This is a genomic window from Acinetobacter sp. 1125_18A (genome assembly GCF_052824985.1).
Genome location: NZ_VTDG01000001.1, coordinates 152827 through 179614 on the forward strand (window position 1 = coordinate 152827; position 26788 = coordinate 179614).

Below are 26788 nucleotides of genomic sequence, written 5' to 3' on the forward strand. Positions count from 1 at the left end.
TTTGTCATTTTTCTGAGGAAGTTATTTACTAAAGAAATAGATAGAATCTTAAAATAGCCCTCAATCAAATCTGACTTAACACCTCTAAGGGCACCCAACCAGACTGCTCATCAGATAATCTGCTACACCAAATCCAGCCATTTAGTTGTTCTTCTCCAACCAATAGATCGCCATGATCTACATTGAGTTCTTTCGCTGTGTAATCTGCGATTGCATAGCCTTGATGCTTATTGATCCATTCAATGATTTGAGTAGGAACCCACCCCTCTAATCCACTGTCGACTGTGCAGAAATACCAATTGTCCCAATTCTCCGAGCCTTGATACTTTTCGCCTATGTTTAGCAAAGTCCCCTTTGAAAAATAAATAGGCTCTAAATATTCGCTACGATGTGCTGCTATGGCAATCAATTTCATTTGGACAGTCTTCTTATAATATGAATGCTGTGAATTTAGCATGTAGATGGATAAACAAAACCCTTAGAATTAATTGCTTACACATCTCAATCATACAAATTCATCAATTTGGCATAATGAAGCTCGATGATAGATAAGGATTAATTTATCCTCAGCATTAATCTCCCTGATTATTTTACTTTTTATTTTCCAAATCTTTCTTTAACTTTTCAAGTCGTTTCCACTCTTCAGCCACCTGTGGATGCACTTGGTAATTGCCTGATTTTCTCATTTCACGGCGTTGCTGAAGCTCTTCTTTTTGAGCTTTGCGTAACAATTTAAAGCTCATATACAATAAGCCTAAAAGAAGCAATATACTCAAAATGACCAAGGCAATTAATACAAACTTCACTCTCTACGCCACTCTTGCAAAAAAAGAGACCTAATATGAATCAGGTCTCTGTTATTGTCAAAGCTTAAAAAAATGCTTTGAATGCGGTCTTATTTATCTAAAATCGCAAATAAATCTTTTTGAACATCTTCTATTGGACGTAAACCGTTCAATTTATTATAAGTCGGTGCATTTTCCCCAGAAGCTGCACGTCCTTGATAGAAACCAACAAGCTGTTCAGTTTCATTATGATAAGAGCCTAAACGCTTACGAATCGTTGCTTCTTCGTCATCTGGACGTTGCACAAGATCTTCGCCAGTTTCATCATCTTTACCTTCCACTTTCGGTGGGTTATAAATCGTGTGATAAACACGACCAGATGCTGGGTGCTGACGACGACCAGAAAGACGTTTTACGATTTCTTCGTCTGGTACTTCAATTTCGATTACATGGTCAATGCTAATCCCTTCGTTCTCTAAAGCCTCAGCTTGAGGAATCGTACGTGGGAAACCATCGAAAATACAACCATTTACACAATCAGGTTGTGCAATACGTTCTTTCACTAAACCGATAATAAGCTCATCAGATACTAAACCACCTGATTCCATTACACTTTTAGCTTTAAGACCTAATTCAGTACCTTCACGAATTGCAGCACGGAGCATATCACCGGTTGAAATTTGTGGGACATTGTAGCGCTTACAGATCAACTGAGCTTGTGTACCTTTACCTGCTCCAGGTGGTCCGAGTAATATAATGCGCATAAAAAAACATCCTCATTTAAAACAATATGTATGATACCGTTTGCCATGACAAATTAAAACTTATCATCGTAATGGCATCAAATTTATAAGAAAGCCACAAATAAATGTATTAGACCAGCAAAAAATCCAGTCACACCACCAAGTACAATCAAAATCCATTCGTCTTCCTGAAATGCAGGACGTAACAGGTTTTGAAACTCTTTTGGGGTTAACTCTCTAATCCGCTCTTTAAACATCTGAAAAATTTTCTGTGCACGGCTCGCATTAAACGCAGGGTCGCAAACAGGCACCATCGTAATTTCAATTGACCGATCAATCAAGTCTGTCTTGAGTTTTGCATACTCTTTTAGTCCTAAAGACAATTGTAAAGAGGTCCGAACCAATGGAGTTTCCATAATTTCGTTAATATGACGCTTTACAATACGACGGGTTTTTTCTTTCTTAGGACCATACATCATTTCAGTCATGATTGATTTTAACGTAATCAAATCTTCAGTCACGACACTTGCAAAAACATCTGACACTTCTTCTTGGCGTTTCATAAACGCACCCTGAACATTATAAGTGCCAATTCTTGGAATAACAGGTTTAATCCATGGAAATTTTCGATCTTTTGTACGTTCAAAAAATTGTGGATAGCGTACGTAATGTGGCTCTACTGGATTGAAAACCATCCAGATTGCAATCCAGTTGGTTAAAAAGCCCCAAACGGCTGCAAAGAAAGGTACCGTCCAATGTTGTGGTACAAAGACATAAACAAACATTTGGAAAATACCAAAGAAACTCCCGATTACAGCACTAATATGCCAAATAAAGTTAATTTCTTTTTGCCCAACTTTTAAAAACATACGAACCATCAAACGGCGATCGCCTTCCATTTGAGTAACGACCATATCCCGCATGTTGACCAGTGACTCGACGTTCATGGTCAGCTCGGTCACGAGTTCTCTTAAGACACCCGGCAATTGTTTATGCGCTTGACCATAAATTCGACGTTTAATCGAATAAGGTAAGTTTTCCCACAAAACAGCATTACGATCTAACATCACCTCATCAATCAAATGCTCAAGCTCAAAACCGACTTGTTCACCGATAATCCGAGCCATATCTTCAGGATCCATTGCATCTAAAAATTCACGCAAAGAACCCAGTTTGGATAATGTATTGTCTGTGATGATGCCTGAAATTCGCCCAGCTTTGCGTGGCACAATCCCTTGCCAACCCACGGGTAAGGGACCAATATGAAATCCCCAGAACGTGATTGGATAAAATACCATTTTCAGTGCCATCCAAACGTGTGCCCACGTTACAAAGGCCGTCACTGGGATGATACTTAAAATGGCAAGATGATCAGGTCGAGCTGTAAAAGCGTGCCACAAACCATTAACGTATTCCAACATGCATGACTCTCGTATTTATTTCTATTTGCGGTCGAAGGATATGGATAAAATCATAAAAACTTTAGAACCCGACACTTAAGGTATAAGCAAATTGTATTTGTGGACGAGTTTCCAGGACCATATCTCCATTTTTATTATGAAGCTCACTACCTGCACCCATCCCCACACTAAATGTACTTATACGCTCTTTATTCAATAAAACATAAGATAAATCGGCACCACCACCATATTGAACTTCATCACTTCCGTCCACTTTTTTACTTTTAAGTGTTCCGCCATAGACCCCAACATAGAATCCATTTTTATCTTTACCATTTAATACTACAGGAATTCTATAGCCGACTTGACCTGCAAACTCATGGTCGCCATTATAAAAAACACCTAATTTAGTATACGCAATTCCATAAGGATTTACCCACTCACCATTCGCATGGACCATCTGTTGCGTTACACCCGCACCGATATTCCATTTAGAAGCATCTTCAGGCTTAAACTTTGCCTCTGGTAAAATTCCCTTCATATCTGGCAAATAATCTTTAACATCAGCATGCGCGAAATTTCCGACAGCTACTAACATTAATAAGGGAAAGATTTTTTTCATTATTTTCTCCATTATCCCTAATCTTAACTTAGGTCGAATCTATTTATCCTTAAGGCTCGACTTTAACAGAATTATTTTAGCACTCATATACAAAACGCTATAAATTTAATGTCGCTAAGGTCAAATCCATACAGGCTCTGCTGACAATTCCTCAATGTTTACAACGATGCGTATTTTTCAGGTGAAATGTCAACGGTCCTGCATAAGGCATAACAAATTTGTTGCAGAGACTGAGTTAAAATATATTTTGATGAGTTATTTGTGTTTTTTAATTTTTAAGACTAAATCTAGGGTAAAATGTTTGACCCCTAAATTCACCCATCTTTAAGTACTAAAGCCGACGACGTATGAAGCAGCAGTTTCCTCTAAAAAATGTCCAACAAGAAAAACGCATCTTTCGTAGTCGTGTCTTTTTTGCGATTGGTATTGTTTCATTTTTTATGTGCCTTCTGGTTGCACGCTATGCTTATCTGCAGATTTTTCATCATCAAGAGTTTAGTGAAGCATCAGATAAAAACCGTATTCGACTACAACCCATCGCACCAGCACGCGGTTATATTTACGATCGTAATGGGATTTTACTGGCAGATAACTACCCTGTTTTTACTGCAACCCTAAGCAAAGCCGATGTCGAAGATATAGATGATACGGTTAAGCGTTTAATTCCAATTTTAAATCTGAATCAAGAAGATATTGACCGTTTTAATAGCCGTATTAAAGCCTCTAAAAAAACAGAACGAGTCACCTTAAAGCTAAACCTAACAGAACAAGATATTGCACGCTTTAGTGAAATCAAGTTTCAATTTCCAGGTGTTGATATCGAAACACAAATGACCCGCTATTATCCACATGGTGAGCTATTTGCCCATGTTATTGGCTATGTGGGTCGTATTAACGATAAAGAGCTCAAAGCAATTGATAAAGATAGTTATGCAGGAACCAACCTGATTGGGAAAATTGGTGTAGAGAAATCCTATGAAGATTTACTGCATGGTGTTCCTGGTTATGAATCGATTGAAGCCGATGCACATGGTAATGTCTTACGTCATTTAGGCCGTAAAGAGTCTACCCGAGGCAATGACTTATATCTTTCACTCGATTATGGTCTGCAAACCATTGCAGCAGAACAGCTTAAAGATCGTCGTGGTGCAATCGTCGCAATTGATCCACGAACTGGTGAAATATTAGCACTGGTTTCAAGCCCAAGTTTTAACCCGAACTTATTTGTAACAGGTATTGGACACGCAGATTATACAGCCTTGCGTGACAACCTAGATCAACCGCTCTATAACCGTGCTGTCCAAGGAACCTATCCTCCCGGCTCTACCATTAAACCGATGGAAGGCTTAGGTGGTATTCACTTTAAAACGGTAGATTGGGGAACTACAATTTCCGATCCTGGCTATTTCCATTTACCTGGCGATTCACATAAATTCCGTGACTGGAAAAAGACTGGACATGGCTCAGTCAACTTACATAAGTCCATTGTGGTTTCTTGTGATACTTACTTCTATATCTTGTCTTACCAGATGGGTATAGACCGCATGAATGAATGGATGCGCCAATTTGGTTTCGGTGAAAAGACAGGGGTAGATTTACCAAGCGAAAGTACAGGTTTATATCCAAGTCCTGAATGGAAAATGCGTACCCGAAAAAGCAAATGGCTCAAGGGTGAAACCATTTCTGTCAGTATTGGTCAAGGTGCGTTTACCGCGACTCCATTACAACTGGCGATGGCAACAGCAATTACCGCCAACCATGGTGCACATGTCACACCACACGTATTACGTGAATCCAAAGGGGCGAAAAAGCATGAAGTACTCAATGCCCCGACAGGAAAAATCAACTTCAGTGGTACAGATGAAGACTGGATTAAAATGCGTGATGCAATGGTTGATGTTATTCAAACAGGTACAGGTCGTGGTATCCGTACACCAATGTACCAAATCGCAGGTAAAACAGGTACAGCACAGGTCAAGAGTATTGCCCAAGGCAAGCGCTATAACGAAGCCGCACTGACATCAAGACAATTAGACCACGGTTTATTTGTTGGTTTTGCACCTGCTGAAAACCCTGAAATTGCCATTGCGGTGATTTGGGAAAATGGTAAGCATGGTGGTTCTGCTGCCAAGATTGCTCGTCCTGTGTTTGATTACTGGTTGCTGACTCGCAAAAAGAATCCAATTGTACCGCTTAACCATCAAGTCAGTGGTGGCTTAATGACAGCTGGCATCAAACCGGGTGAACTGCCAAGTGGTGATGTTTCTCTTGCAGCAGATCCAAATGCCTTGCCTAAACCGAAGCCAAATACGCAGACCAATACGGCTACCCAAAACCGTATACCAACTCAAGGTCATAGTACGACTTCGACACAACCCACTCCCCCACCTGTACCTGAGGCTGATATCAGTGAATAATAAAGTGAAAAACCAATTACGTATTATTGGTGGAGAATGGAAACGTCGAGTTCTTCCTTTTGCTGATATCGATGGTTTACGTCCTACCCCTGATCGAGTGCGTGAAACATTGTTTAACTGGCTGATGTGGGATATTCAAAATGCCAAAGTCTTAGATCTTTGTGCTGGTTCAGGTGCTTTAGGATTTGAAGCACTTTCACGTGGTGCAAGGCACGTGATCATGATTGAACCCAATGCCACGCAAGCTAAATTTTTAAAAGACAATATTCAGTTGCTTAAAGCTGAAAACTGTCAGCTGAAAATTCAAACAGCACAACACGCCTTATCCAATTTAAATGAACAGTTTGATTTAATGTTTTTAGATCCACCCTATAGTTTAAATTTATGGGATGAATTGGCTCAAAAAGCTGATCAATACTTATCTGATCAAGCATTGATTTATGTAGAAGCAGATCGTGGCTTAAATCAACTGAATTTACCCTCAACATGGCAATTACAGAAACAAACCAAAGCTGGTGTAGTACAAGCAGGTTTATTTAAAAAAATAATATAGGGTATTGTTCTCGTGTGGCATGCCCTACAAAAAATACGCTATTGCCTACACAAATATATTTAAACTTTCAATGTAAAATGCGGCAGTGCCACCCTACAAAGATATAAATTAGTTTTTAAAAAAATATATGAGTTACTTCATTCATATATTTTCAAACAACAAGATAGAAAAAAATGGGCATGCATTGCCCATTTTTATATTTAAGATAAAGAATTAACGCCCTTTCCAATTCCAGTCACGATCATTGCGATCTCGGTCATAACGATGTCGATCACCATCACGACGCTGATCCCAGCGATGATCTGAATCATGTCGCTGATCATAACGACCATGACCACCTCGATGACCATCATCAAATGGCGCAACAATACAGCCGGTTAATGAAATAGCAACTACACCCAACACAATAACTTTGTTTAACATGATGACTCACCTCTTCATCTCATTTTGTTTAAGTTAGTCTGTTAATGTGTAGTGCTAAACAAGCTTATGTTTCAAGTTGTAGTATTTCCCCCATGATTTCTTCATGGAAATAAAAAATGATCGATAAAATATTTATGGTTAATAGGTCAGCGTTCTAATCCAAAACAGACGCAATAATTGCCCACGATCATAAGGAAAACTAGAGATGTATTCATAACCGACTTTGTTTAAAGCATTGATCTTAAATTCAATACCATAACCAAAAGAAAGATAAAGCTCACTTGATGCAGGATTATCATTTGAAGGATTGAGCAATGATGTCTTTAATTGTTGTACATTATAAGCAGTATAATTAAACACCCGAATACGCTCATTTTCATAAAATTTATTGGTTAAAATTGAATAATCTGCCAATTCATGCTCATGCTGTTCTGCTAGCTTTTTTTGCAATTGGTCTTGTTCAAAAAAAATATCATTTCGCTCAGTGCTCATTTCAGTATCACTTAGGCTATTTTCTTGATTTTCAATTTTAAATAATTGCTCATCTTGCAATTGATCTGGTTGTCCTAATAATTCATCTTGATATTCCACAATTTGATTTTGTGCCTCTTCTGCCATAAGTGCCAGATCATCAAAAGCATAAACATTTGAATTTATAAAAAATATAAAAATGACCATTAAATTGAGCGGGTAAATAGGTCGCATGTTTTGCCTAATCAATTCATCATTTTTATCGGAGTTATACCAATCATAAAACAAGATGGTTGTCTCCTCTGTTTGTTTATACGTCACTTAAATGTTCAGTCTAATTGTAGCCTACATATAGATCAGAATGGCTGAAGCACACCCAATATCAAATGCGTTTCGTTTTAATTATAAATAATATGATCAATATGTTAAACCAATTAACTATCATTCTGAGCCATCATTTTATCAATAGGATTTAAAAAGTTTAATTATTTGAATATTCATATGTAATCAATCCACTAAGATGCTTAAATTTCTCTAGATGTTTTTATATTTTTCATCTTGAGTATGTGCAATTGATAAACTTTGTAACTCATCTCTCAATCTAAAAGTCTCATCGATAAAAGTGCTAAAATTAAATTGATATCAAATGAGTTGATTTGAACATGGAAATACGAGATCAAATTATTCTAGTGACTGGTGGCGCACGTGGTCTAGGACTTGCAATTACCCATGCTTTGATTCGTGAAGGCGCAAGAGTTGTGGTGAATTATTTCAATAGTGAAGAATCCGCACAACAACTTGCTAAGGAACATGCCGAACAAGTTTTTATTTACAAAGCTGATGTAACTGATGCAGATCAAGTCAACACGATGTTTAAAAAGGCAAAACTGCATTATGGACATGCAATCACCTCAGTGATTAATAATGCGCTATTGGCATTTAAATTTGATGGTGATCTACGTCCAAAAGTTGAAACCTTGAGCTGGCACAGTATGCAACAGCAATTGGACAGTGCAGTAAAAGCCGCTTTAAACACCACCCAAGCTGCACTAGAAGATATGAAAAAAGATCATTTTGGTCGAATCATCAATATTGGAACCAATCTTGTACAGAATCCTGTGGTTCCTTATCATGATTATACTGCAGCTAAAGCAGCACTTTTGGCCTTTACCCGCACAACGTCACACGATTTAGGTCAGTATGGTATTAATGTAAATATGCTTTCAGGCGGTCTATTACGTAAGACTGATGCTAGCAGTGCAACACCTGATCAAGTGTTTGATTTGATCGCTGCTTCCACACCCTTACAAGAAGTCACCACACCTGAGCAGTTTGCAGATGCCGTGCTGATGTTTTTATCACCGTGGTCACGCGCTGTAACAGGACAAAATTTGATTGTGGATGGTGGTTTAGTCAAAGGCTAATCACAGATCACCACTCTCATATAAATTCCCTTTTTTCTATCTTGATCACAAGGTTAAATGCTAACAATCAAGAATATACAACCAATACTCTTCAACCAATAAAAATGGGAGCCGATTGGCTCCCATTTTTTAGCTTAAAAATTTAAACTTTAAATTAAACCAAGCCTTTCTTTTTTAAAACATCAAACATAGTTGAACCAAGTTCAGCTGGGCTACGCGTATATGCCATACCCGCTTTTTCAAATGCAGCAAACTTCTCTTCAGCAGTACCTTTACCGCCAGAGATAATCGCTCCTGCGTGACCCATACGCTTACCTTTAGGCGCTGTTACACCCGCAATATAACCAACAACAGGTTTAGTCACATTAGATTGAATATATTCAGCAGCTTCTTCTTCCGCACTACCACCAATTTCACCAATCATGATGATTGCTTCTGTTTGTGGGTCTTCTTGGAAAAGTTTTAAGCAGTCAATTTGGTTCATACCTGGAATTGGGTCACCACCGATACCAATACAAGTAGACTGACCTAAACCAAGCTTGGTCGTTTGCGCAACTGCTTCATAAGTCAATGTACCAGAACGAGAAATGATTCCGATTTTACCTGGTTGATGAATATGCCCTGGCATAATCCCAATTTTACATTCGCCCGGTGTGATAATACCTGGACAGTTTGGACCGATTAAACGTGCATTATTACCATAAGTTTCAAGGTAACGTTTCGCTTTTAACATGTCTAAGGTTGGAACACCTTCGGTGATCACCACGATTAACTCAATACCAGAATCGACTGCTTCAACAATAGAATCTAGTACAAATGGTGCAGGTACATAAATTGATGTTGCATTTGCACCAGTCTCTTTTACTGCTTCACGCATTGTATTGAAAACAGGTAGACCAATATGAGTTTGACCACCTTTACCCGGTGTTACGCCACCAACTACTTTTGTACCGTATGCAATTGATTGCTCAGAATGGAATGTACCATTCTTACCTGTAAAGCCTTGTACCAATACTTTTGTGTCTTTATTAACTAATACGCTCATGATTGATACTCCTTACGCTTTCACAGCAGCAACAACTTTTTCTGCGGCATCAGCTAAGCCGTTCGCAGAAATTAATTTTAGACCTGATTCATCAAGTAATTTAGCACCTAACTCCGCATTGTTCCCTTCTAAACGAACAACCACAGGTACGGTTACATTTACTTCTTGAACCGCTGCAATAATCGCTTCAGCAATCATGTCACAACGTACGATACCACCAAAAATATTGATCAATACACCTTGTACAGATGAATCTGAAAGAATAATTTTAAATGCTTCAATTACGCGATCTTTAGTCGCACCGCCGCCAACATCAAGGAAGTTTGCTGGCTGACCACCATACAGTTTGATGATGTCCATTGTTGCCATCGCAAGACCAGCACCATTCACCATACAACCAATATTACCTTCTAAAGCAACATAGTTAAGGTCAAATTCAGATGCTTTTAACTCACGCTCATTTTCTTGAGATTTATCACGCATCGCTGCAATTTCAGGCAAACGATAAAGTGCATTTGAGTCAATACCGACTTTAGCATCTACACATAAGATTTCGCCATTTTCACGAACTGAAAGTGGGTTAATTTCAAATAGTGCAAAGTCATTTTCAACAAATGCTTTGTACGCGCCTGTCATGATGGTTACAAATTGGCTGATTTGCTTATCTTTTAAACCTAATTGGAAGCCAACATCACGCGCTTGGAATGGCAATAAACCAACCAGTGGATCTACTTCGACTTTAATAATTTTTTCAGGTGTTTCTTCAGCAACTTTTTCAATTTCTACACCACCCTCTGTAGACGCCATGAATGTCACACGACGACTAGAACGGTCAACCACTGCACCTAAATACAATTCACGTTCTACAGGATAAACATCTTCACAAACAAGGATACTATTTACCGGCTGACCATTGGCATCCGTCTGATACGTGACTAAACGAGTACCTAACAGGCTTTTTGCATATTCAGCTGCTTCTTCTTTTGACTTAACAACTTTTACGCCGCCCGCTTTACCACGACCACCTGCATGGACTTGGGCCTTCATCACAGCGAATTTGCCACTAATTTGCTCAAAGGCAGCAGATGCTTCTTCGGGCGTAGTGATTAAAATGCCTTCTTGAACTGGCATACCATATTTTTTTAACAGCGTTTTCGCTTGATACTCATGTAGATTCATGTTTTACCTTTTACTACTTTTCACATTGTTATGACACACCAATAATTAGACTTCCATCGCAATAACTATCGGCATTTATTAAAGTTTGTTCTTTTATTTTTAGATGATTATTCAATTAAAAACAACCATCAAAAGTAAAAAGAGCGGTCGAAACCGCTCTTTTTTGTGTTATTTACGTTTACGCTGAATCGCGTGAATCGCACGCCCATCAACAGCAAGCGCTGCTTCATGAACGACTTCAGAATAAGTTGGGTGACCGAAAGTCATCAATTGTAAATCTTCAACTGAAGATACAAATTCAAGTGCAATCATACCTTGGTGAACAATATCAGAAGCACCTGGACCAATGATATGCATACCCAATAAACGATCAGTTTTTGCATCTGCAACAAACTTCACAAATCCAGCAGATTCATTGGCAGCTAAAGCACGACCATTTACCGCAAATGGGAATTGACCGGTTTTAACGTCGTGACCTTTCTCTTTAGCTTGCTCTTCAGTCAAACCTACCCACGCAGCTTCAGGGTGTGTATAAATCACTGAAATAATAGTGTCATAATTCACTTGAGCAGCATGACCATGCATACGCTCAACTGCCATTACACCTTCTTCCATTGCTTTATGCGCAAGCATTGGACCACGTACCAAGTCACCAATTGCATATACACCGTCAACAGACGTTGCACACCAATCGTTCACTTCAACCAAACCACGTTCAGTTAATTTAATGCCTGAATCTTCAGCCAATAAACCTTCTGCATAGGCTTTACGGCCAACACAAACGATTAATTTATCAAAAGTTTGAGTTTTATCTTCGCCTGCTTGGTTATATTGAACAGTCACTTCACGACCATTCACTTCAGTACCTGAAACTTTAGCGCCAATACGAATATCTAAACCTTGTTTTGTTAAAAGTTTTTGATAATCTTTTGCCAACGCTTTATCCGCCATTGGTAAGAATGCATCTAATGCTTCAAACACAACAACTTCAGAGCCAAGACGACGCCATACTGAACCAAGTTCTAGTCCAATTACGCCTGCACCAATTACACCTAAACGTTTAGGCACTTCTTGGAATTCTAATGCACCTGTTGAATCAACGATAAGGTCTTCATCAACTTTTGCTACAGGAATATTTACAGGTACAGAACCAGTTGCAAGAATTACGAATTTAGGTTCTAAAACTTGAACATCGCCACCTTCTAATGGTGTGAATTCAACTTTTTTACCAGCAAGTAATTTACCTGTACCTTGTAACCACTCGATACCATTGCCTTTCAGCAATTGAGCAACACCGCCAGTTAAGTTATCTACAACTTTGTCTTTACGAGCAAGAAGCTTTTGAAGATCAAGTTGGACATTTTCAACTGTAATACCGTGAACATCTAAGCCATGAAGAGTGTCTTCATAGTGATGAGAAGAATCCAAAAGTGCTTTAGAAGGAATACAACCTACGTTTAAGCAAGTACCACCTAAAGATGGCTTACCTTTGTGTACACGTTTTTCGATACACGCAACTTTGAAACCAAGTTGAGCAGCACGAATTGCCGCTTCATAACCACCTGGCCCACCGCCGATTACCACTAAATCAAACTGAGACATGCTTATCTCCAAAAACGAGTTTAAAGGATCACTCTAAACTCGTGTTGTTATTCTAAAGAATTAAAGGTCAAGGATTAGTTTAGCTGGCTCTTCAAGTAACTCTTTAACAGTTACCAAGAAACCTACTGCTTCTTTACCATCAATCATACGATGGTCATAAGAAAGCGCTAAGTACATCATTGGAAGAATTTCAACTTGACCATTTACAGCCATAGGACGCTCTTGGATTTTGTGCATACCTAAAATAGCAGTTTGTGGTTGGTTCAAAATAGGTGTTGAAAGTAGTGAACCGAAAGTACCACCGTTGGTAATTGTGAAAGTACCACCAGTCATATCTTCAATTGCTAATTTACCTTCACGTGCTTTTGCAGCATATGCACCAATACCTGATTCAACTTCAGCATAGTTCATACGGTCAGTATTACGTAATACTGGAACCACTAAACCACGATCAGAAGAAACCGCAACACCGATATCATAGTAACCATGATAAACAATATCATCACCGTCGATTGAAGCATTTACCGCAGGATAGCGTTTAAGTGCTTCAGTTACAGCTTTAACGAAGAATGACATAAAGCCTAAACGTGCACCATGACGTTTTTCGAAAGCATCTTTATATTGCTTACGCATTTCCATCACAGGTTTCATGTTGACTTCGTTAAACGTAGTCAACATTGCAGTTTGCTGTGTAGCAGCAAGAAGACGTTCAGCAACACGCTTACGTAAACGTGTCATTGGAACACGTTTCTCGATACGCTCACCAACAGCAACGCTTAATGGTGTTACAGCTGCAGCAGCTGGTTTAGTTTGATGATTTGCAACATCTTCTTTGGTGATACGACCACCACGACCAGTACCATCTACATCCGCAGCAGCAATACCTGTTTCAGTTAAAGCTTTACGCACTGCAGGTGCTTGATCTTGTACTTGAGCACGTTCAACAACAGGTGCATTACCCGCTTGAGTTTGTGCCGCAGCTTGTTCTACTTTCTCTTCAGATTGAACTGCTTGAGTTTGAGTAGCGCCAGAAACAGCACCTTCTTCAAATGTTGCAATAACTTCAGAAGAAAGAACTGTGTCACCTTCATTTTTGATGATTGCAGAGATAGTACCATCAGCAGGAGCAACAACTTCTAAAACAACTTTATCCGTTTCAATATCACAGATGACTTCATCACGTGATACCGCTTCACCTGGTTGTTTGTGCCAAGTTGCAATTGTTCCGTCAGCAACTGACTCTGGGAACACCGGTGCTTTAATTTCGGTTGCCATTATTTAGATTCTCCTGATTGTTCAGCTACGATCGCAAGTGCGTCATTCACGAGCTGAGCTTGTTGTTTTGCATGCAAATATGGTGAGCCACATGCAGGTGCAGCTGAAGCTTCACGTCCTGCATAGCTAATTTGAACTTGTAGAGCAGACTTCATTACACCTTCGTATAAACGAGGAGCAATGAATAACCATGCGCCTTGGTTCTTCGGTTCTTCTTGACACCAAACAAGTTCTTTTATGTTTGGATATGTCGCAAGCACTTCAGCAAGACGTTTTTCTGGGTATGGGTACAATTGTTCAACACGTACCACCGCAATGTTCAAGTTTTCTTCACGACGTTTTTCAAGTAAGTCGTAATAAACTTTACCACCACAAAGTACAACACGTGTTACATCTTGTTTGTTGATTTGATCCACTTCATCAATCACAGTCTGGAATGTACCAGTTGCAAGCTCTTCCAAAGTTGAAGTTGCAAGTTTATGACGAAGCAATGACTTCGGTGAAGTCACGATCATTGGCTTACGAATTGGGCGAATTGCCTGACGACGCATTGCATGGAAAATCTGTGCAGGTGTCGTTGGTGTAATCACTTGCATGTTTTCTTCAGCACATAACTGTAAGAAACGCTCAAGACGTGCAGATGAATGCTCAGGACCTTGACCTTCATAACCATGTGGAAGAAGTAATGTTAAACCACACACACGTTCCCATTTGGTTTCACCAGATGAGATGAATTGATCAATAACCACTTGCGCACAGTTTGCAAAGTCACCGAACTGAGCTTCCCAGATTACCAAGCTTTTTGGCAATGTTGTTGCATAACCATATTCAAATGCAAGCACAGCCATTTCTGACAATAATGAGTCATAAATTGCAGTACGTGGCTGGTTTTCTTTGATATGACACAGTGGAATATAAACCGAACCATCAACTTGGTTATGTAGCTTGGCATGACGGTGTGAGAATGTACCACGACCAACATCTTCACCAGTCAAACGCACCAAGAAACCATCATCAAGGATAGAAGCATAAGCTAAAGTTTCTGCTGCACCCCAGTTTAATGGCATTTCACCAGTTTGCATTTTCAAACGTTCATCGATCACTTTAGACACTTGGCGCTGCATCACGAAACCTTCCGGTAATTCGCGCATTTTTGTACCAATTTCTTTTAAGCGTTCGATTGGGAAAGTCGTATCCCAAACATCTGTATATTCATGGCCTAGATACGGTTTCCAGTCCACAAACATTTTATCATTTGGTTCAAGCACTAAAGCATTGGCAACATGGTTACCTGCTTCAAGATCTTCACGATATTTTTCAACTAAAGCATCTGCATCAGAACGATCTAATACTTTTTCTTGTACCAATTGATCCGCATAAAGCGTACGTGTAGTCGCTTTTTTATTGATCACTTGATACATCATTGGTTGTGTTGCTGCTGGCTCATCTGCTTCGTTATGACCACGACGACGATAACAGAACATGTCAATCACAACATCTTTACGGAATGTATGACGGAAATCATGTGCCAATTGCGCAACAAACAATACAGATTCTGGGTCATCACCATTTACATGGAAAATTGGCGCCTGAATCATTTTTGCAATGTCAGTACAGTATTCGGTAGAACGTGCATCACGTGGATCAGATGTAGTAAAACCAACTTGGTTGTTGACTACGATATGAACCGTACCACCTACGGTATAACCACGCGTTTGTGACATTTGGAAGGTTTCTTGGTTGACACCTTGACCAGCAAATGCAGCATCACCATGTACGATTACAGGCAATACGTCATCACCACCAATGTCTTTACGACGTACTTGGCGTGCACGAACTGAACCTTCAACCACAGGACCAACAATTTCTAAATGCGATGGGTTAAATGCCAAAGCCAAGTGAACTTCACCACCAGGTGTCATCACATTTGATGAGAAACCTTGGTGATACTTAACGTCACCTGAACCTTTTTTAGCTAAAGTTTTACCTTCAAACTCACCAAACAAATCAGCTGGGTTTTTACCCATGATGTTCACAAGTAAGTTTAAACGACCACGGTGTGGCATCCCAATTACGACTTCTTTACAACCTACAGAACCTGCACGTTGAATAAGTTCGTTTACCATTGGAATGAAAGATTCACCACCCTCTACACCAAAACGCTTCGCACCAACATACTTATTACCGAGGAATTTTTCTAAGCCTTCAGCAGCAGTTAAACGTTCAAGTACGAGTTTCTTTTGATCTGCCGAGAAACCGAACTGACCGCGTGCACCTTCAAGACGTTGTTGAATCCAGCGTTTTTCTTTGGTGTCAACAATGTGCATATATTCAGCACCAATAGAAGCACAGTATGTTGCCTCCATTGCGCTAACCATCTCACCTAAAGTTGCTTCAGTTTTACCAATCGCCAAATTTCCAGCATTGAAAACTGTATCTAGGTCAGACTTGGTTAAACCATGTGCAGCAAGATCTAAATCTGGCACATCTTCACGTTTAGCCAAACCTAGTGGATCAAGCTTCGCTTTTTGATGACCACGGTTACGGTATGCTGCAATCAGTTGCAAAACACCGATTTGACGACGTTCATGCTCAGTACTTACTTCACTTTGCACAACAGGCTGAACACGACTTGAATTACGACCTAATAATAAGAATTGCTCACGAATATTTCCGTGTGGTTGGTCACCTTTAGGGAATTTATCGAAATATTGACGCCAATCCTCACCTACTGAGGTTGGAGAAGAAAGGTACTGTTCGTAAAGCTCTTCAATATACGCTGCACTATCAGCGGAAAGTTCAGTATCAAGACGCAATGCGTCAGCAACTTCTTGCATTTGTGGACCCATTTCCTATTGCAAAAACATTAGAGGGTGCTTTTTAAGCACTCCCATGATTGATAATGCCAAATCGGTAAATTGACATTCACCCATCAGATACTCATGACCAAGGGGCGTTATAAACATTAGCTTTTACTAATGCATACAATGAATCATAACGCCCTCAATGGCATCATCACTCACTTATATACTCAACCGAAGCTGAGCAATTTTTTGCAAATCGACTTAGAAAAAACAAAGGCTTTTTTGCTTTTTCTAAAGCGGTTCTAAACTTTGCTTATAAAATTATTTATAAACTGATCTGGATCACACTTATGTAGAAAAAATGTACCAAAAACATGGTGTGTTTTTCACATATAGTGGTTTGTTAAATCGTAACATGATCTGTCACTTCAATTGATTTTTTTGACACATACCACCTATAAATTAGCGAAATACATACAAGAAATAATCTATTATTATCCATCCATTTATATCGGGTCTGTTGATCCTTTTTCAATGCTTAAAGCTTAGATCCCATTCACTCGAACAAAAAACAACCATCTCATTAAAAATCCAATAAAAAAAGAGCGTACATCCCAAGATGCACGCCCTTTTTTCACATCGTATTAACCCGCTTGATCGAGCAACATGCTACGGATATGACCGATCGCTTTTGTTGGATTCAAACCTTTCGGACATACAGACACACAGTTCATAATCCCTTTACAACGGAATAATGAGAATGGGTCATCAAGACGTGATAAACGATCTTGTGTCGCAGTATCACGAGAATCAATAATGAAACGGTATGCATTCAACAATGCTGAAGGACCCAAGAATTTATCCGGGTTCCACCAGAATGATGGGCATGATGTTGAACAACATGCACAAAGAATACATTCATACAAACCATTTAAGTGCTCACGCTCTTCTGGAGATTGTAAACGCTCTTTAGGTGGTGCAGGTTGATTATTGATTAAGAATGGATGAATTTTGTCATACTGATCGTAGAACTGATTCATATCCACAACTAAATCTTTCACTACTGGCAGACCAGGTAATGGACGAATGACGATTTTTTCAGGTAAATCATTCAGGTTCCATAAACACGCAAGACCATTTTTACCATTGATATTCACACCATCTGAACCGCAAATACCTTCACGGCAAGAACGACGGAATGTTAATGATTCGTCTTGAACTTTTAATGCTAAAAGCGCGTCAAGCAACATACGATGCTTATCCGTCAACTCTAGTTTAAAAGTCTGCATATACGGTGCTTTATCCTTATCAGGATCATAGCGGTAGATTTCGAATGTACGTGTACCTCTACTCATCTTATTTCTCCCGATTAGAATGTACGTGGTTTAGGTTCAATTGGGTCTACAGACAATGGGCTGTAACGTACTGGCTTGTATTCAAGATGGTTATCCGCTGAATACCATAAAGTATGTTTCATCCACTCATCGTCACGACGACCATATGAATAGTGCTCATCATCAGCAGGCAATTCATAATCTACAACAGTATGTGCACCACGACATTCTTTACGTGCAGCAGCAGAAATCAATGTTGCTTTCGCTACTTCGTATAAGTTTTCAACTTCCAAAGCTTCAATACGTGCAGTATTAAATACTTTAGATTTGTCTTTTAAATGAATGTTACGTACACGTGGTTCAATCGCAAGAATCTGCTTAACACCCTCATCAAGCAAGGCTTGAGTACGGAATACACCCGCGTGGTCTTGAACGATATCACGAATCGCATCCGCAACTTCTTGTGCATTTTCACCAGAAGTAGAATCATCTAAATGATTGATACGTTTCAACGTGTTCACAAGTACATCATTTGGAAGTGGTTGGTATTCATCACCGTGATGTTTAGTCACGTAATCGATGATGTGTTCACCAGCAGCTTTACCAAATACAACCAAGTCAAGTAATGAGTTGGTACCTAAACGGTTTGCACCATGTACAGACACGCAAGAACACTCACCAATAGCATAGAACCCTTTTACAGGAACTGTGTAATTCATTGTACCGTTGGTTGTATATTCATTTGCAGCTTTATCAAAACCTGCATAGAAATCTGCTGCATTTTTCGCTGTTTCAGGAATAACCACTTGACCATGAATATTGGTCGGAATACCACCCATTTGATAATGGATTGTTGGTACAACTGGAATTGGTTCTTTGGTGATATCCACGTTTGCGAATTTCTTACCAATCTCAAATACAGATGGTAAACGCTTCATGATGGTATCTGCACCCAAGTGAGTCATATCAAGTAGGATATAATCACCTTTAGGACCACAACCACGGCCTTCTTTGATCTCTTGGTCCATAGAACGTGATACGAAGTCACGCGGAGCCAAATCTTTCAAAGTTGGAGCATAACGTTCCATGAACGGTTCGCCATCTTTGTTACGAAGGATTGCACCTTCACCACGACAACCTTCCGTTAACAATACGCCTGCGCCAGCAACACCCGTTGGGTGGAATTGCCAGAATTCCATATCTTGTAATGGAATACCCGCACGAGCAGCCATACCAAGACCATCACCAGTATTGATATAAGCATTGGTAGATGCACGGTAAACACGACCAGCACCACCTGTAGCAAACAATGTTGCTTTGGCTTGGAATACAGCAATTTTGCCTGTTTCTTGGTCAATTGCTGTTACACCGAGTACATCACCTGCTTCGTTACGGATTAAGTCTAATGCAATCCATTCAACGAAGAATTGAGTACCCATTTTCACGTTACTTTGATAAAGCGTATGAAGAAGTGCATGACCTGTACGGTCGGCAGCAGCACAAGCACGTGGAACTGGTTTTTCACCATAGTTCGCAGAGTGGCCACCAAATGGACGTTGGTAAATTGTACCGTCAGCATTACGGTCAAATGGCATACCTAAGTGTTCAAGCTCATAAACAACTTTAGGCGCCTCACGACACATAAATTCGATTGCATCTTGGTCACCTAACCAGTCAGAACCTTTTACCGTGTCATAGAAATGATAGTGCCAGTTATCGTCTTGCATGTTACCAAGCGATGCACCAATACCACCTTGAGCCGCAACAGTGTGAGAACGTGTTGGGAATACTTTAGTTAGCACTGCAACTTTCAACCCTGCTTGAGCAAGTTGATATGAAGCACGCATACCTGAACCACCACCACCAACGATGACTGCATCGAAGAACTGGCTTGGAATATTTGAATAATCTTCTTTAGGGGTTAAAGCGCCCATGACATTTTCCTATCAATTCGCCCAAAAAATCTGGATTGCCCAGATCGCATATGCAATAACAGCAATAATCACTGCTGAAGTTAACACGATGCGTAAACCTGAAGCTGAAGGACCCATCTGACGAGTAGTCACATAGTCAGTGAATACTTGCCACATACCAATCCAAGCATGCGCAACAAGAGATAAGACTGCCAATAAAGATAAAATCTTCATCGGAAGTGTCATCATAAAGCCAAACCATTGCTCATAGTTAAATCCGCCATTGCACAGAATCCAACCTAATACCACAACAGTATAAACAGCTAGAACTACAGCACTTACGCGTTGGATATACCAATCACGAGAACCTGAACCCGTTAAACCTGTAGCACTTTTCATTAGAGAACGATCCATACAAATGAAGCGATAACAGATATCGCAGCCAAGATTAATGCAATAGTTGCTGCTACGCGACCACTTTGCAACTCTTCAGCAAAGCCTAGGTCAGCAAGTAAGTGCTTAATACCCATAATGAAATGGAATAATAAACCAGCGACAAATACCCATACGATAAAACGTACAATGAAGCCACCAAAGATTGCTTGAACTTGAGCAAAGCCTTCAGGCGAAGACAAAGACTTGTCTAAAAGCCACAAAAGTACCGGTACGAGTAAAAATACGATGACACCTGATAGACGGTGTAGAATTGATGCAATAGCCACAGGGGATTTTAAGTTTACATCTAAAACTTGACCCATGGACAAATTGACAGGTCTGTTGCTTTTCACAGCGGGCATCCTGTAAGTAAAAACTCCATCCGGAGTTTGTTGGAATTAATTCGAAGGAAAGCTAGCATTGTCAGACAAATTTAATTGCCTGAACTTTAAACGACACTGAATTATAAAACGTGCACTGTCAAAATACAAACCATCGAAATTGGCTTTTTCTTTAAAAATCACTCAAATAAGAATCATTTACACCCATTTGAAAAATAAAGCAGATCACCCATCTCTGTTTTTCAAGGCTATCTCGTTATTTTTTATGACATTTAAACATATTACTTTTACACATAATTACGACTTATATTATTTTTATAAATTTAGACTAAAGCACAACATTACGGACAAAATCGTCCTGTGGTTAATTTCTCCCTGCTGTTTTATTTTTCATCAACTGGTTAAGCTTTAGTAGATACCCAACATGTTATTTTAAAATAGTCCTTTATTCCTATTTTAAATGGGTGCCATTTAATTCAGTGATTTGACTGAAAGCTTTATAATAAGAAAGAAAGACTTAGTTTGTGAATAATTCATAATTTAGCTGCAAGATTTTATGGTATTTGATTATTCCTAAGGCAACTAAATGCCTATTTTTATACTGATTCGATTATTTTTTATCCTTTAAAAGCTTCAATAAAAACTATTTTTTAATCAATTAAGCATTAAAATGAAAATAAATATTTCATCAACTCATTTGGGTGTTTTTTACACAAAAATAATGGCAAAAGCTATGTAAGTCGTGAAATTCAGATGGTTTTAAAACAGCAACAATGCATTTCGCAACTTACAAAAGCCACAAAATATTGGTCAAAAATGCCATTTCCTGTCTAGCAATCACAATTATTTTTCTGCACCTTCTTTAGAATTTACCTTATTATACTGACCAACTCTGAAATTTAATGATCAATCTTACTGGTTAAAGTTAGACTAACTACTGATGAAAACATTGTTTTTTCATCCATAAGTATAATTGACAAAATTTCAGTACTCACTAAGCTAAATAGCAATTTTTGATCCGTCTGACTTGTACATTACAAGATGACTCAGCAAGTTAGATAAAATATCCACCAGGACAGGAGATCTATTGAATGTCTGCAGCAACTGGCAAGAAAGCCGTTCTAGAGCTTGATGGCAAAAAAATTGAATTACCAATTTACAGCGGCACATTGGGCCCAGATGTAATCGACGTTAAGGATGTGTTGGCTTCAGGTCACTTTACTTTTGATCCTGGTTTTATGGCGACAGCTTCTTGCGAGTCTAAAATCACTTTCATTGATGGTGATAAAGGCGTTCTTTTACACCGTGGTTATCCGATTGCTCAACTTGCAACTCAAGCTTCTTACTTAGAAACTTGCTATTTATTGTTAAGCGGTGAGCTTCCAACTGCTGAACAAAAAACAGACTTCGAAAACAAAGTCCGCAACCACACAATGGTTCACGATCAAGTTAGCCGTTTCTTCAATGGTTTCCGTCGTGATGCTCATCCTATGGCGGTTATGTGTGGTGTAGTGGGTGCGTTATCTGCGTTCTATCACAACGGTTTTGACGTTGAAAACGTAGACCACCGTGAAATCACTGCAGTTCGTTTAGTTGCTAAAATTCCTACTTTAGCTGCTTGGACTTACAAATATACAATCGGTCAACCGTTCGTATATCCACGTAACGATTTAAGCTATGCTGAAAACTTCTTGTACATGATGTTTGCTACTCCAGCAGATCGTGATTACAAAGTTAACCCTATTCTTGCTAAAGCAATGGATCGTATCTTTACGCTTCATGCTGACCATGAACAAAATGCATCAACGTCTACAGTACGTTTAGCTGGTTCTACAGGCGCTAACCCTTATGCATGTATCGCTGCGGGTATTGCTGCACTTTGGGGACCTGCGCATGGTGGTGCAAACGAAGCTGTTCTTAAGATGCTCGATGAAATCGGCTCTGTAGAAAATGTTGCACCGTTCATGGAAAAAGTAAAAACTAAAGAAGTTAAACTTATGGGCTTCGGTCACCGAGTTTATAAAAACTTCGATCCACGTGCAAAAGTAATGAAAGAGACTTGTGACGAAGTGTTAAGTGCACTTGGTATCAATGATCCACAACTTGCGCTTGCAATGGAACTTGAACGTATTGCATTAAGCGATCCGTACTTCATCGAACGTAAACTTTATCCTAACGTAGACTTCTATTCAGGTATCATCCTTAAAGCGATTGGTATCCCAACAGAAATGTTTACGGTAATCTTTGCGCTTGCACGTACAGTTGGTTGGATCAGCCACTGGTTAGAAATGCACAGCGGCGCGTACAAAATCGGTCGTCCTCGTCAGCTTTATACTGGCGAAACTCAACGCGATATCAAACGTTAATTCGTTGCACGTTCAGATCGAACAAGAGACCACCCTTTGGGGTGGTTTTTTATTACATATTCATACCATTTGGTATAATCTATTTATTTTAAAATTCATTTAAAATCAAAACATAACAATACCAATAATAAGCATAGAAAACTGAAATTTATATTTTTACTATAAAACTTACAAATCACTACTTTAAAAAACACCCAACAAATAACTTTATTTTATATATTGTTTAAAATTTTTTTATTAATACATTTTCAAAGGAATTGAAGATGCCTCAACATTTATCCAAACAAGTGCACGACCCAGATCAAGCTTTTTTTGGTCACCCCCAACCATTAAAAGGTTTATTTTTTACCGAGCTTTGGGAACGTTTTTCCTATTATGGTATTCGCCCTTTATTAATCCTCTATATGGCAGCTTTAGTTGCTGATGGCGGTCTCGGTTTAGATCGCCCAACAGCATCAGCAATTGTCGGCTTATTTGCAGGCAGTATGTATTTAATGACCGTATTGGGTGGATGGGTTGCTGACAATTATCTCGGTCAGGAGCGCGCTGTGTGGTACGGTTCACTGATCATCGCACTCGGACATTTATCCATTGCATTGGCAGCTTTATTTGGACATTTCTTTTTTTATTTTGGTTTAGTTTTGATTGTGATCGGTTCTGGTTTATTTAAAACCTGTATTTCCGTCATTGTTGGCACTTTATATCAGGCTCAAGATTCACGGCGTGATGCAGGATTTTCCATTTTTTATATGGGAATTAATCTAGGTTCGTTGATTGCCCCACTATTGACTGGTTTATTGGTTAATGAACATGGTTGGCACTGGGGATTCGGAATCGGTGGCGTTGGAATGTTAATCGCCTTACTGATTTTTAAGTTAATAACTGTGCCTCAATTAAAACAATTTAATCATGTGCAAGGCAATGAAAATAACTGGGCTCGTCCTGTACATTACAATCCTAAAGCACCCCAAATGATCATAGGTTTTATTGCAGTTGTTGGCTTGATTATCGGTCTAGTTTCTCTTGGCGTAATTAACATCAATCCAATTCAGATCGCCACATATTTCACAATCACAATCTGTATTTGTATTGCCTTATATTTCAGCTATCTATTGCTCTTTGCTGGTTTGAATAATACTGAGAAAAAACAAATCATCATCTGTTTTATTTTACTCATCACCGCTGCACTTTTCTGGTCAGCATTTGAACAAAAACCAACATCTTTCAATCTTTTCGCCCAAGACTTTACAGATCGCCAATTCTTTGGCTTTGAAATACCCGCAGTTTGGTTTCAATCGATTAACCCGCTTTTCATTATTATTTTCGCACCGATCATCGCATGGCTTTGGGTTAAATTAGGCAAACAAAATCGTGACCCTAGCTATATCACCAAATTCATTATTGCTTTACTTCTCGCTGCGGGTGGTTTCCTCGTGATGAGCATTGCCAGTTACTTGATCACCCAAAATGGTGGAACTGTTTCTGCATTGTGGATCGCATCAAGCCTCCTGCTTTTAACACTAGGTGAATTATGCTTAAGCCCTGTTGGTCTTTCAACTATGACTAAACTTGCTCCGACTATCATTCGTGGGCAAGTGATGGGGCTTTGGTTTACAGCATCTGCTTTAGGAAACTTGATGGCAGGTTTAATTGGTGGTCATGTTTCTATCCATGAAGTTGACCAATTACCCTTGCTATTTGTGCGATGTGTCATCGCTTTACTTCTTGGCGCAGCCGTTCTATGGTTAATGAGAAAACCGATTCGTAAATTACTCAATCAAACATCGACCCCCTCTCAAAAATCTATTGATATGCAATTGGAAAAAGTATGAACAGTTTGTCACCTGCCAACAAATTAGAAAACCTTCGTACAATTATGAAGAAATATCAGCAGGATGCTTTTATCGCCATGAGTGCAGATCCACATATGTCAGAGTATCTACCTGATTATTGGAAAATACGTCAATGGCTAACAGGCTTTACAGGTTCAGTCGGCACAATTGTAGTTACTCAAAACTTCGCAGGTTTATGGGTAGATGGTCGATATTGGGTACAAGCTGAACAGCAACTGGAAAATACAGGTTATATCTTACAAAAACAAACACCTGATGAATCATCAACACATTTGGCTTGGCTTTCACAACATTTAGCCAAAGATGCAAAAATTTCAGTCAATGGACACACCATTTCTGCCCTACAATTTGATGCGCTAAGTCTAGTTGCTCAATCCCAGCAATTTGAAATCCGAACAGATTTAGATTTGATTGGTGAAATTTGGACTGAACGGCCAGCACTGCCCCTACAACCCATTTGGCAAATGGCAGATGATTTAAATGCGCAAACACGCCTAGAAAAAATAACTGCGCTCCGTCACAAACTTATTCAGAAAAAAGCAACAGGGCATTTTATTTCTGCACTCGATGATATTGCTTGGATTTTGAATTGTAGGGGGCGTGATGTTGAATATAATCCCGTGTTCTTAGCACACTTATATATCGACCATTCTCGAACTGTGCTTTTTATTGATGTTGCAAAACTTTCAACTGAAATGCAGCAAAGATTTGCTTTGGATAACATTGAAATCTTAGCTTATAACGCAAGCATCGAGTTTTTGCTCGAACTTAAACAACAAAATATTTTAATTGATCCTGCTAAAGTCTCAATTTCATCTGCACAGGCCATTGAGCAGCAAAGTCATTTAGTCCAAGACATTAATCCAAGCAGTTTATTTAAATCACGTAAACATCCTTCAGAAATTGCACATGTGCGCAGTGCAATGACCAAAGATGGTGTTGCCCTATGTCATTTCTTTCATTGGCTAGATAACGCATTGGCTGATAAAGAATCGATCAATGAACTCACCATCGACGAAAAAATTTCAGGCTTTCGCGCACAACAAGCAGGTTTTATTGGATTAAGCTTCTCGACAATTGCAGGCTTTAATGCCAACGGCGCATTACCCCACTATCGTGCCACCGAAGAAAGCTTTAGCGAGATTAGTGGTGATGGTTTGCTGCTAATTGATTCAGGCGCACAATATGATGAAGGAACCACAGACATTACCCGCGTTGTTCCCATAGGCACAGCAAGCGCTGAACAAAAATGTGATTACACTTTGGTGTTAAAAAGCCATATTGCACTTGCACAAAGCGTTTTCCCTGAAGGCATTGCATCACCACTATTAGATGCAATTACCCGTCAAACGCTATGGAAATACGGATTAGATTATCGTCATGGTACAGGTCACGGTGTAGGCTATGCATTGAATGTTCATGAAGGCCCACAAGTGATTTCATATTATGCCCCAGTCACACCATCCACCAAGATGCGCGAAGGGATGATTACTTCCAATGAACCTGGTTTATATCATCAAGGCAAGTACGGCATTCGGATTGAGAATCTTGTCGTCAACAAAATTAAGCATTTTGAAGATACGACCTATGGTCAATTTTTGGAATTCGAAACACTAACACTGTGCCCGATTAACCTGACGTGTATCGTTTTAGACCTACTTAGTCATGATGAAAAAGCATGGTTGAATCAGTACCATCAAATTGTCAGAGAGCGATTAGCACCTCACTTAGAAGGTGATGTTTTAAACTGGCTAAATGAAAACACCCAAGCTATTTAACATTTTCCGTAAAATTTAAAAAGCT

The 26788-nt window shown here is 39.3% G+C and carries 22 protein-coding genes; 6 read left to right on the top strand and 16 right to left on the bottom strand.

Annotated features, from left to right (window positions below; all coding sequences use genetic code 11):
- Positions 1 to 64: 64 nt before the first annotated feature.
- From FY049_RS00770 to FY049_RS00790, 5 genes are all read right to left on the bottom strand, one after another.
- Positions 65 to 415, bottom strand: a complete 351-nt coding sequence (locus tag FY049_RS00770; RefSeq protein ID WP_166782043.1) for an SH3 domain-containing protein — start codon at positions 413 to 415, stop codon at positions 65 to 67.
- A 175-nt stretch (positions 416 to 590) separates the two neighbouring features.
- Positions 591 to 806, bottom strand: coding sequence for a hypothetical protein (locus FY049_RS00775; protein ID WP_004823188.1), 216 nt, complete (start codon positions 804 to 806; stop codon positions 591 to 593).
- A gap of 89 nt (positions 807 to 895) precedes the next feature.
- Positions 896 to 1549 carry an adenylate kinase gene (gene adk / locus FY049_RS00780; RefSeq protein WP_004717260.1) on the bottom strand — a complete coding sequence of 218 codons (654 nt, stop codon included), beginning with the start codon at positions 1547 to 1549 and terminating at the stop codon, positions 896 to 898.
- 83 nt (positions 1550 to 1632) lie between these two features.
- Positions 1633 to 2949: a hypothetical protein gene (locus tag FY049_RS00785; protein ID WP_004717262.1), complete on the bottom strand. Its 1317-nt coding sequence runs from the start codon at positions 2947 to 2949 to the stop codon at positions 1633 to 1635.
- Positions 2950 to 3010: 61 nt separating this feature from the next.
- Positions 3011 to 3550 (bottom strand): hypothetical protein, encoded by a 540-nt coding sequence (locus FY049_RS00790; protein WP_004717263.1) that lies wholly within the window; start codon positions 3548 to 3550, stop codon positions 3011 to 3013.
- A gap of 347 nt (positions 3551 to 3897) precedes the next feature.
- On the opposite strand from FY049_RS00790, the gene mrdA reads away from it, so the two are divergent.
- Both mrdA and rsmD read left to right on the top strand, forming a co-directional pair.
- On the top strand, positions 3898 to 5967 hold the full coding sequence (mrdA, locus tag FY049_RS00795; RefSeq protein WP_056518124.1) for a penicillin-binding protein 2: 2070 nt from the start codon (positions 3898 to 3900) through the stop codon (positions 5965 to 5967).
- A gap of 4 nt (positions 5968 to 5971) precedes the next feature.
- Positions 5972 to 6520 carry a 16S rRNA (guanine(966)-N(2))-methyltransferase RsmD gene (gene rsmD / locus FY049_RS00800; protein WP_056518213.1) on the top strand — a complete coding sequence of 183 codons (549 nt, stop codon included), beginning with the start codon at positions 5972 to 5974 and terminating at the stop codon, positions 6518 to 6520.
- 213 nt (positions 6521 to 6733) lie between these two features.
- Here the strand turns inward: rsmD and FY049_RS00805 are convergent, their stop codons facing one another.
- A complete protein-coding gene (locus tag FY049_RS00805; protein WP_004717269.1) occupies positions 6734 to 6943 on the bottom strand; it encodes a hypothetical protein in 210 nt (69 codons plus the stop codon).
- Positions 6944 to 7081: 138 nt separating this feature from the next.
- On the bottom strand, positions 7082 to 7561 hold the full coding sequence (locus FY049_RS00810; RefSeq protein ID WP_224964007.1) for a hypothetical protein: 480 nt from the start codon (positions 7559 to 7561) through the stop codon (positions 7082 to 7084).
- A 515-nt stretch (positions 7562 to 8076) separates the two neighbouring features.
- On the opposite strand from FY049_RS00810, the gene FY049_RS00815 reads away from it, so the two are divergent.
- Positions 8077 to 8838: a 3-oxoacyl-ACP reductase gene (locus tag FY049_RS00815; protein WP_004717273.1), complete on the top strand. Its 762-nt coding sequence runs from the start codon at positions 8077 to 8079 to the stop codon at positions 8836 to 8838.
- A 154-nt stretch (positions 8839 to 8992) separates the two neighbouring features.
- Here FY049_RS00815 and sucD read toward each other — a convergent pair whose 3' ends face one another.
- The 9 genes from sucD to sdhC all read right to left on the bottom strand — a co-directional run bounded on the left by sucD (position 8993) and on the right by sdhC (position 20787).
- The gene (gene sucD, locus FY049_RS00820) at positions 8993 to 9883 is read right to left on the bottom strand and encodes a succinate--CoA ligase subunit alpha (RefSeq protein WP_004717274.1); all 891 of its coding nucleotides are present in this window, start codon (positions 9881 to 9883) and stop codon (positions 8993 to 8995) included.
- A gap of 12 nt (positions 9884 to 9895) precedes the next feature.
- Positions 9896 to 11062, bottom strand: coding sequence for an ADP-forming succinate--CoA ligase subunit beta (sucC, locus tag FY049_RS00825; RefSeq protein ID WP_004717276.1), 1167 nt, complete (start codon positions 11060 to 11062; stop codon positions 9896 to 9898).
- Positions 11063 to 11230: 168 nt separating this feature from the next.
- On the bottom strand, positions 11231 to 12664 hold the full coding sequence (gene lpdA / locus FY049_RS00830; protein WP_004717278.1) for a dihydrolipoyl dehydrogenase: 1434 nt from the start codon (positions 12662 to 12664) through the stop codon (positions 11231 to 11233).
- 60 nt (positions 12665 to 12724) lie between these two features.
- Positions 12725 to 13939, bottom strand: a complete 1215-nt coding sequence (odhB, locus tag FY049_RS00835) for a 2-oxoglutarate dehydrogenase complex dihydrolipoyllysine-residue succinyltransferase (protein WP_004717280.1) — start codon at positions 13937 to 13939, stop codon at positions 12725 to 12727.
- Positions 13939 to 16776, bottom strand: coding sequence for a 2-oxoglutarate dehydrogenase E1 component (locus FY049_RS00840; RefSeq protein ID WP_446082964.1), 2838 nt, complete (start codon positions 16774 to 16776; stop codon positions 13939 to 13941). The genes odhB and FY049_RS00840 overlap by 1 nt, the downstream gene beginning before the upstream one ends.
- 611 nt (positions 16777 to 17387) lie before the next feature.
- The gene (locus FY049_RS00845; protein WP_004717284.1) at positions 17388 to 18098 is read right to left on the bottom strand and encodes a succinate dehydrogenase iron-sulfur subunit; all 711 of its coding nucleotides are present in this window, start codon (positions 18096 to 18098) and stop codon (positions 17388 to 17390) included.
- A 14-nt stretch (positions 18099 to 18112) separates the two neighbouring features.
- Positions 18113 to 20011, bottom strand: coding sequence for an FAD-dependent oxidoreductase (locus tag FY049_RS00850; protein WP_004717286.1), 1899 nt, complete (start codon positions 20009 to 20011; stop codon positions 18113 to 18115).
- Between the two features lie 12 nt (positions 20012 to 20023).
- Positions 20024 to 20389: a succinate dehydrogenase, hydrophobic membrane anchor protein gene (gene sdhD / locus FY049_RS00855; RefSeq protein WP_004717289.1), complete on the bottom strand. Its 366-nt coding sequence runs from the start codon at positions 20387 to 20389 to the stop codon at positions 20024 to 20026.
- Positions 20389 to 20787, bottom strand: a complete 399-nt coding sequence (gene sdhC, locus FY049_RS00860) for a succinate dehydrogenase, cytochrome b556 subunit (RefSeq protein WP_126606943.1) — start codon at positions 20785 to 20787, stop codon at positions 20389 to 20391. The genes sdhD and sdhC overlap by 1 nt, the downstream gene beginning before the upstream one ends.
- Before the next feature lie 1070 nt (positions 20788 to 21857).
- Here sdhC and gltA point away from each other — a divergent pair.
- The 3 genes from gltA to FY049_RS00875 all read left to right on the top strand — a co-directional run bounded on the left by gltA (position 21858) and on the right by FY049_RS00875 (position 26763).
- A complete protein-coding gene (gene gltA, locus FY049_RS00865; protein WP_446082965.1) occupies positions 21858 to 23132 on the top strand; it encodes a citrate synthase in 1275 nt (424 codons plus the stop codon).
- 263 nt (positions 23133 to 23395) lie between these two features.
- Positions 23396 to 24964, top strand: coding sequence for a peptide MFS transporter (locus tag FY049_RS00870; protein WP_224964008.1), 1569 nt, complete (start codon positions 23396 to 23398; stop codon positions 24962 to 24964).
- Entirely contained in the window at positions 24961 to 26763 is a 1803-nt protein-coding gene (locus FY049_RS00875) for an aminopeptidase P family protein (protein ID WP_224964009.1), read from the top strand. The genes FY049_RS00870 and FY049_RS00875 overlap by 4 nt, the downstream gene beginning before the upstream one ends.
- The last annotated feature ends 25 nt before the right edge of the window (positions 26764 to 26788 follow it).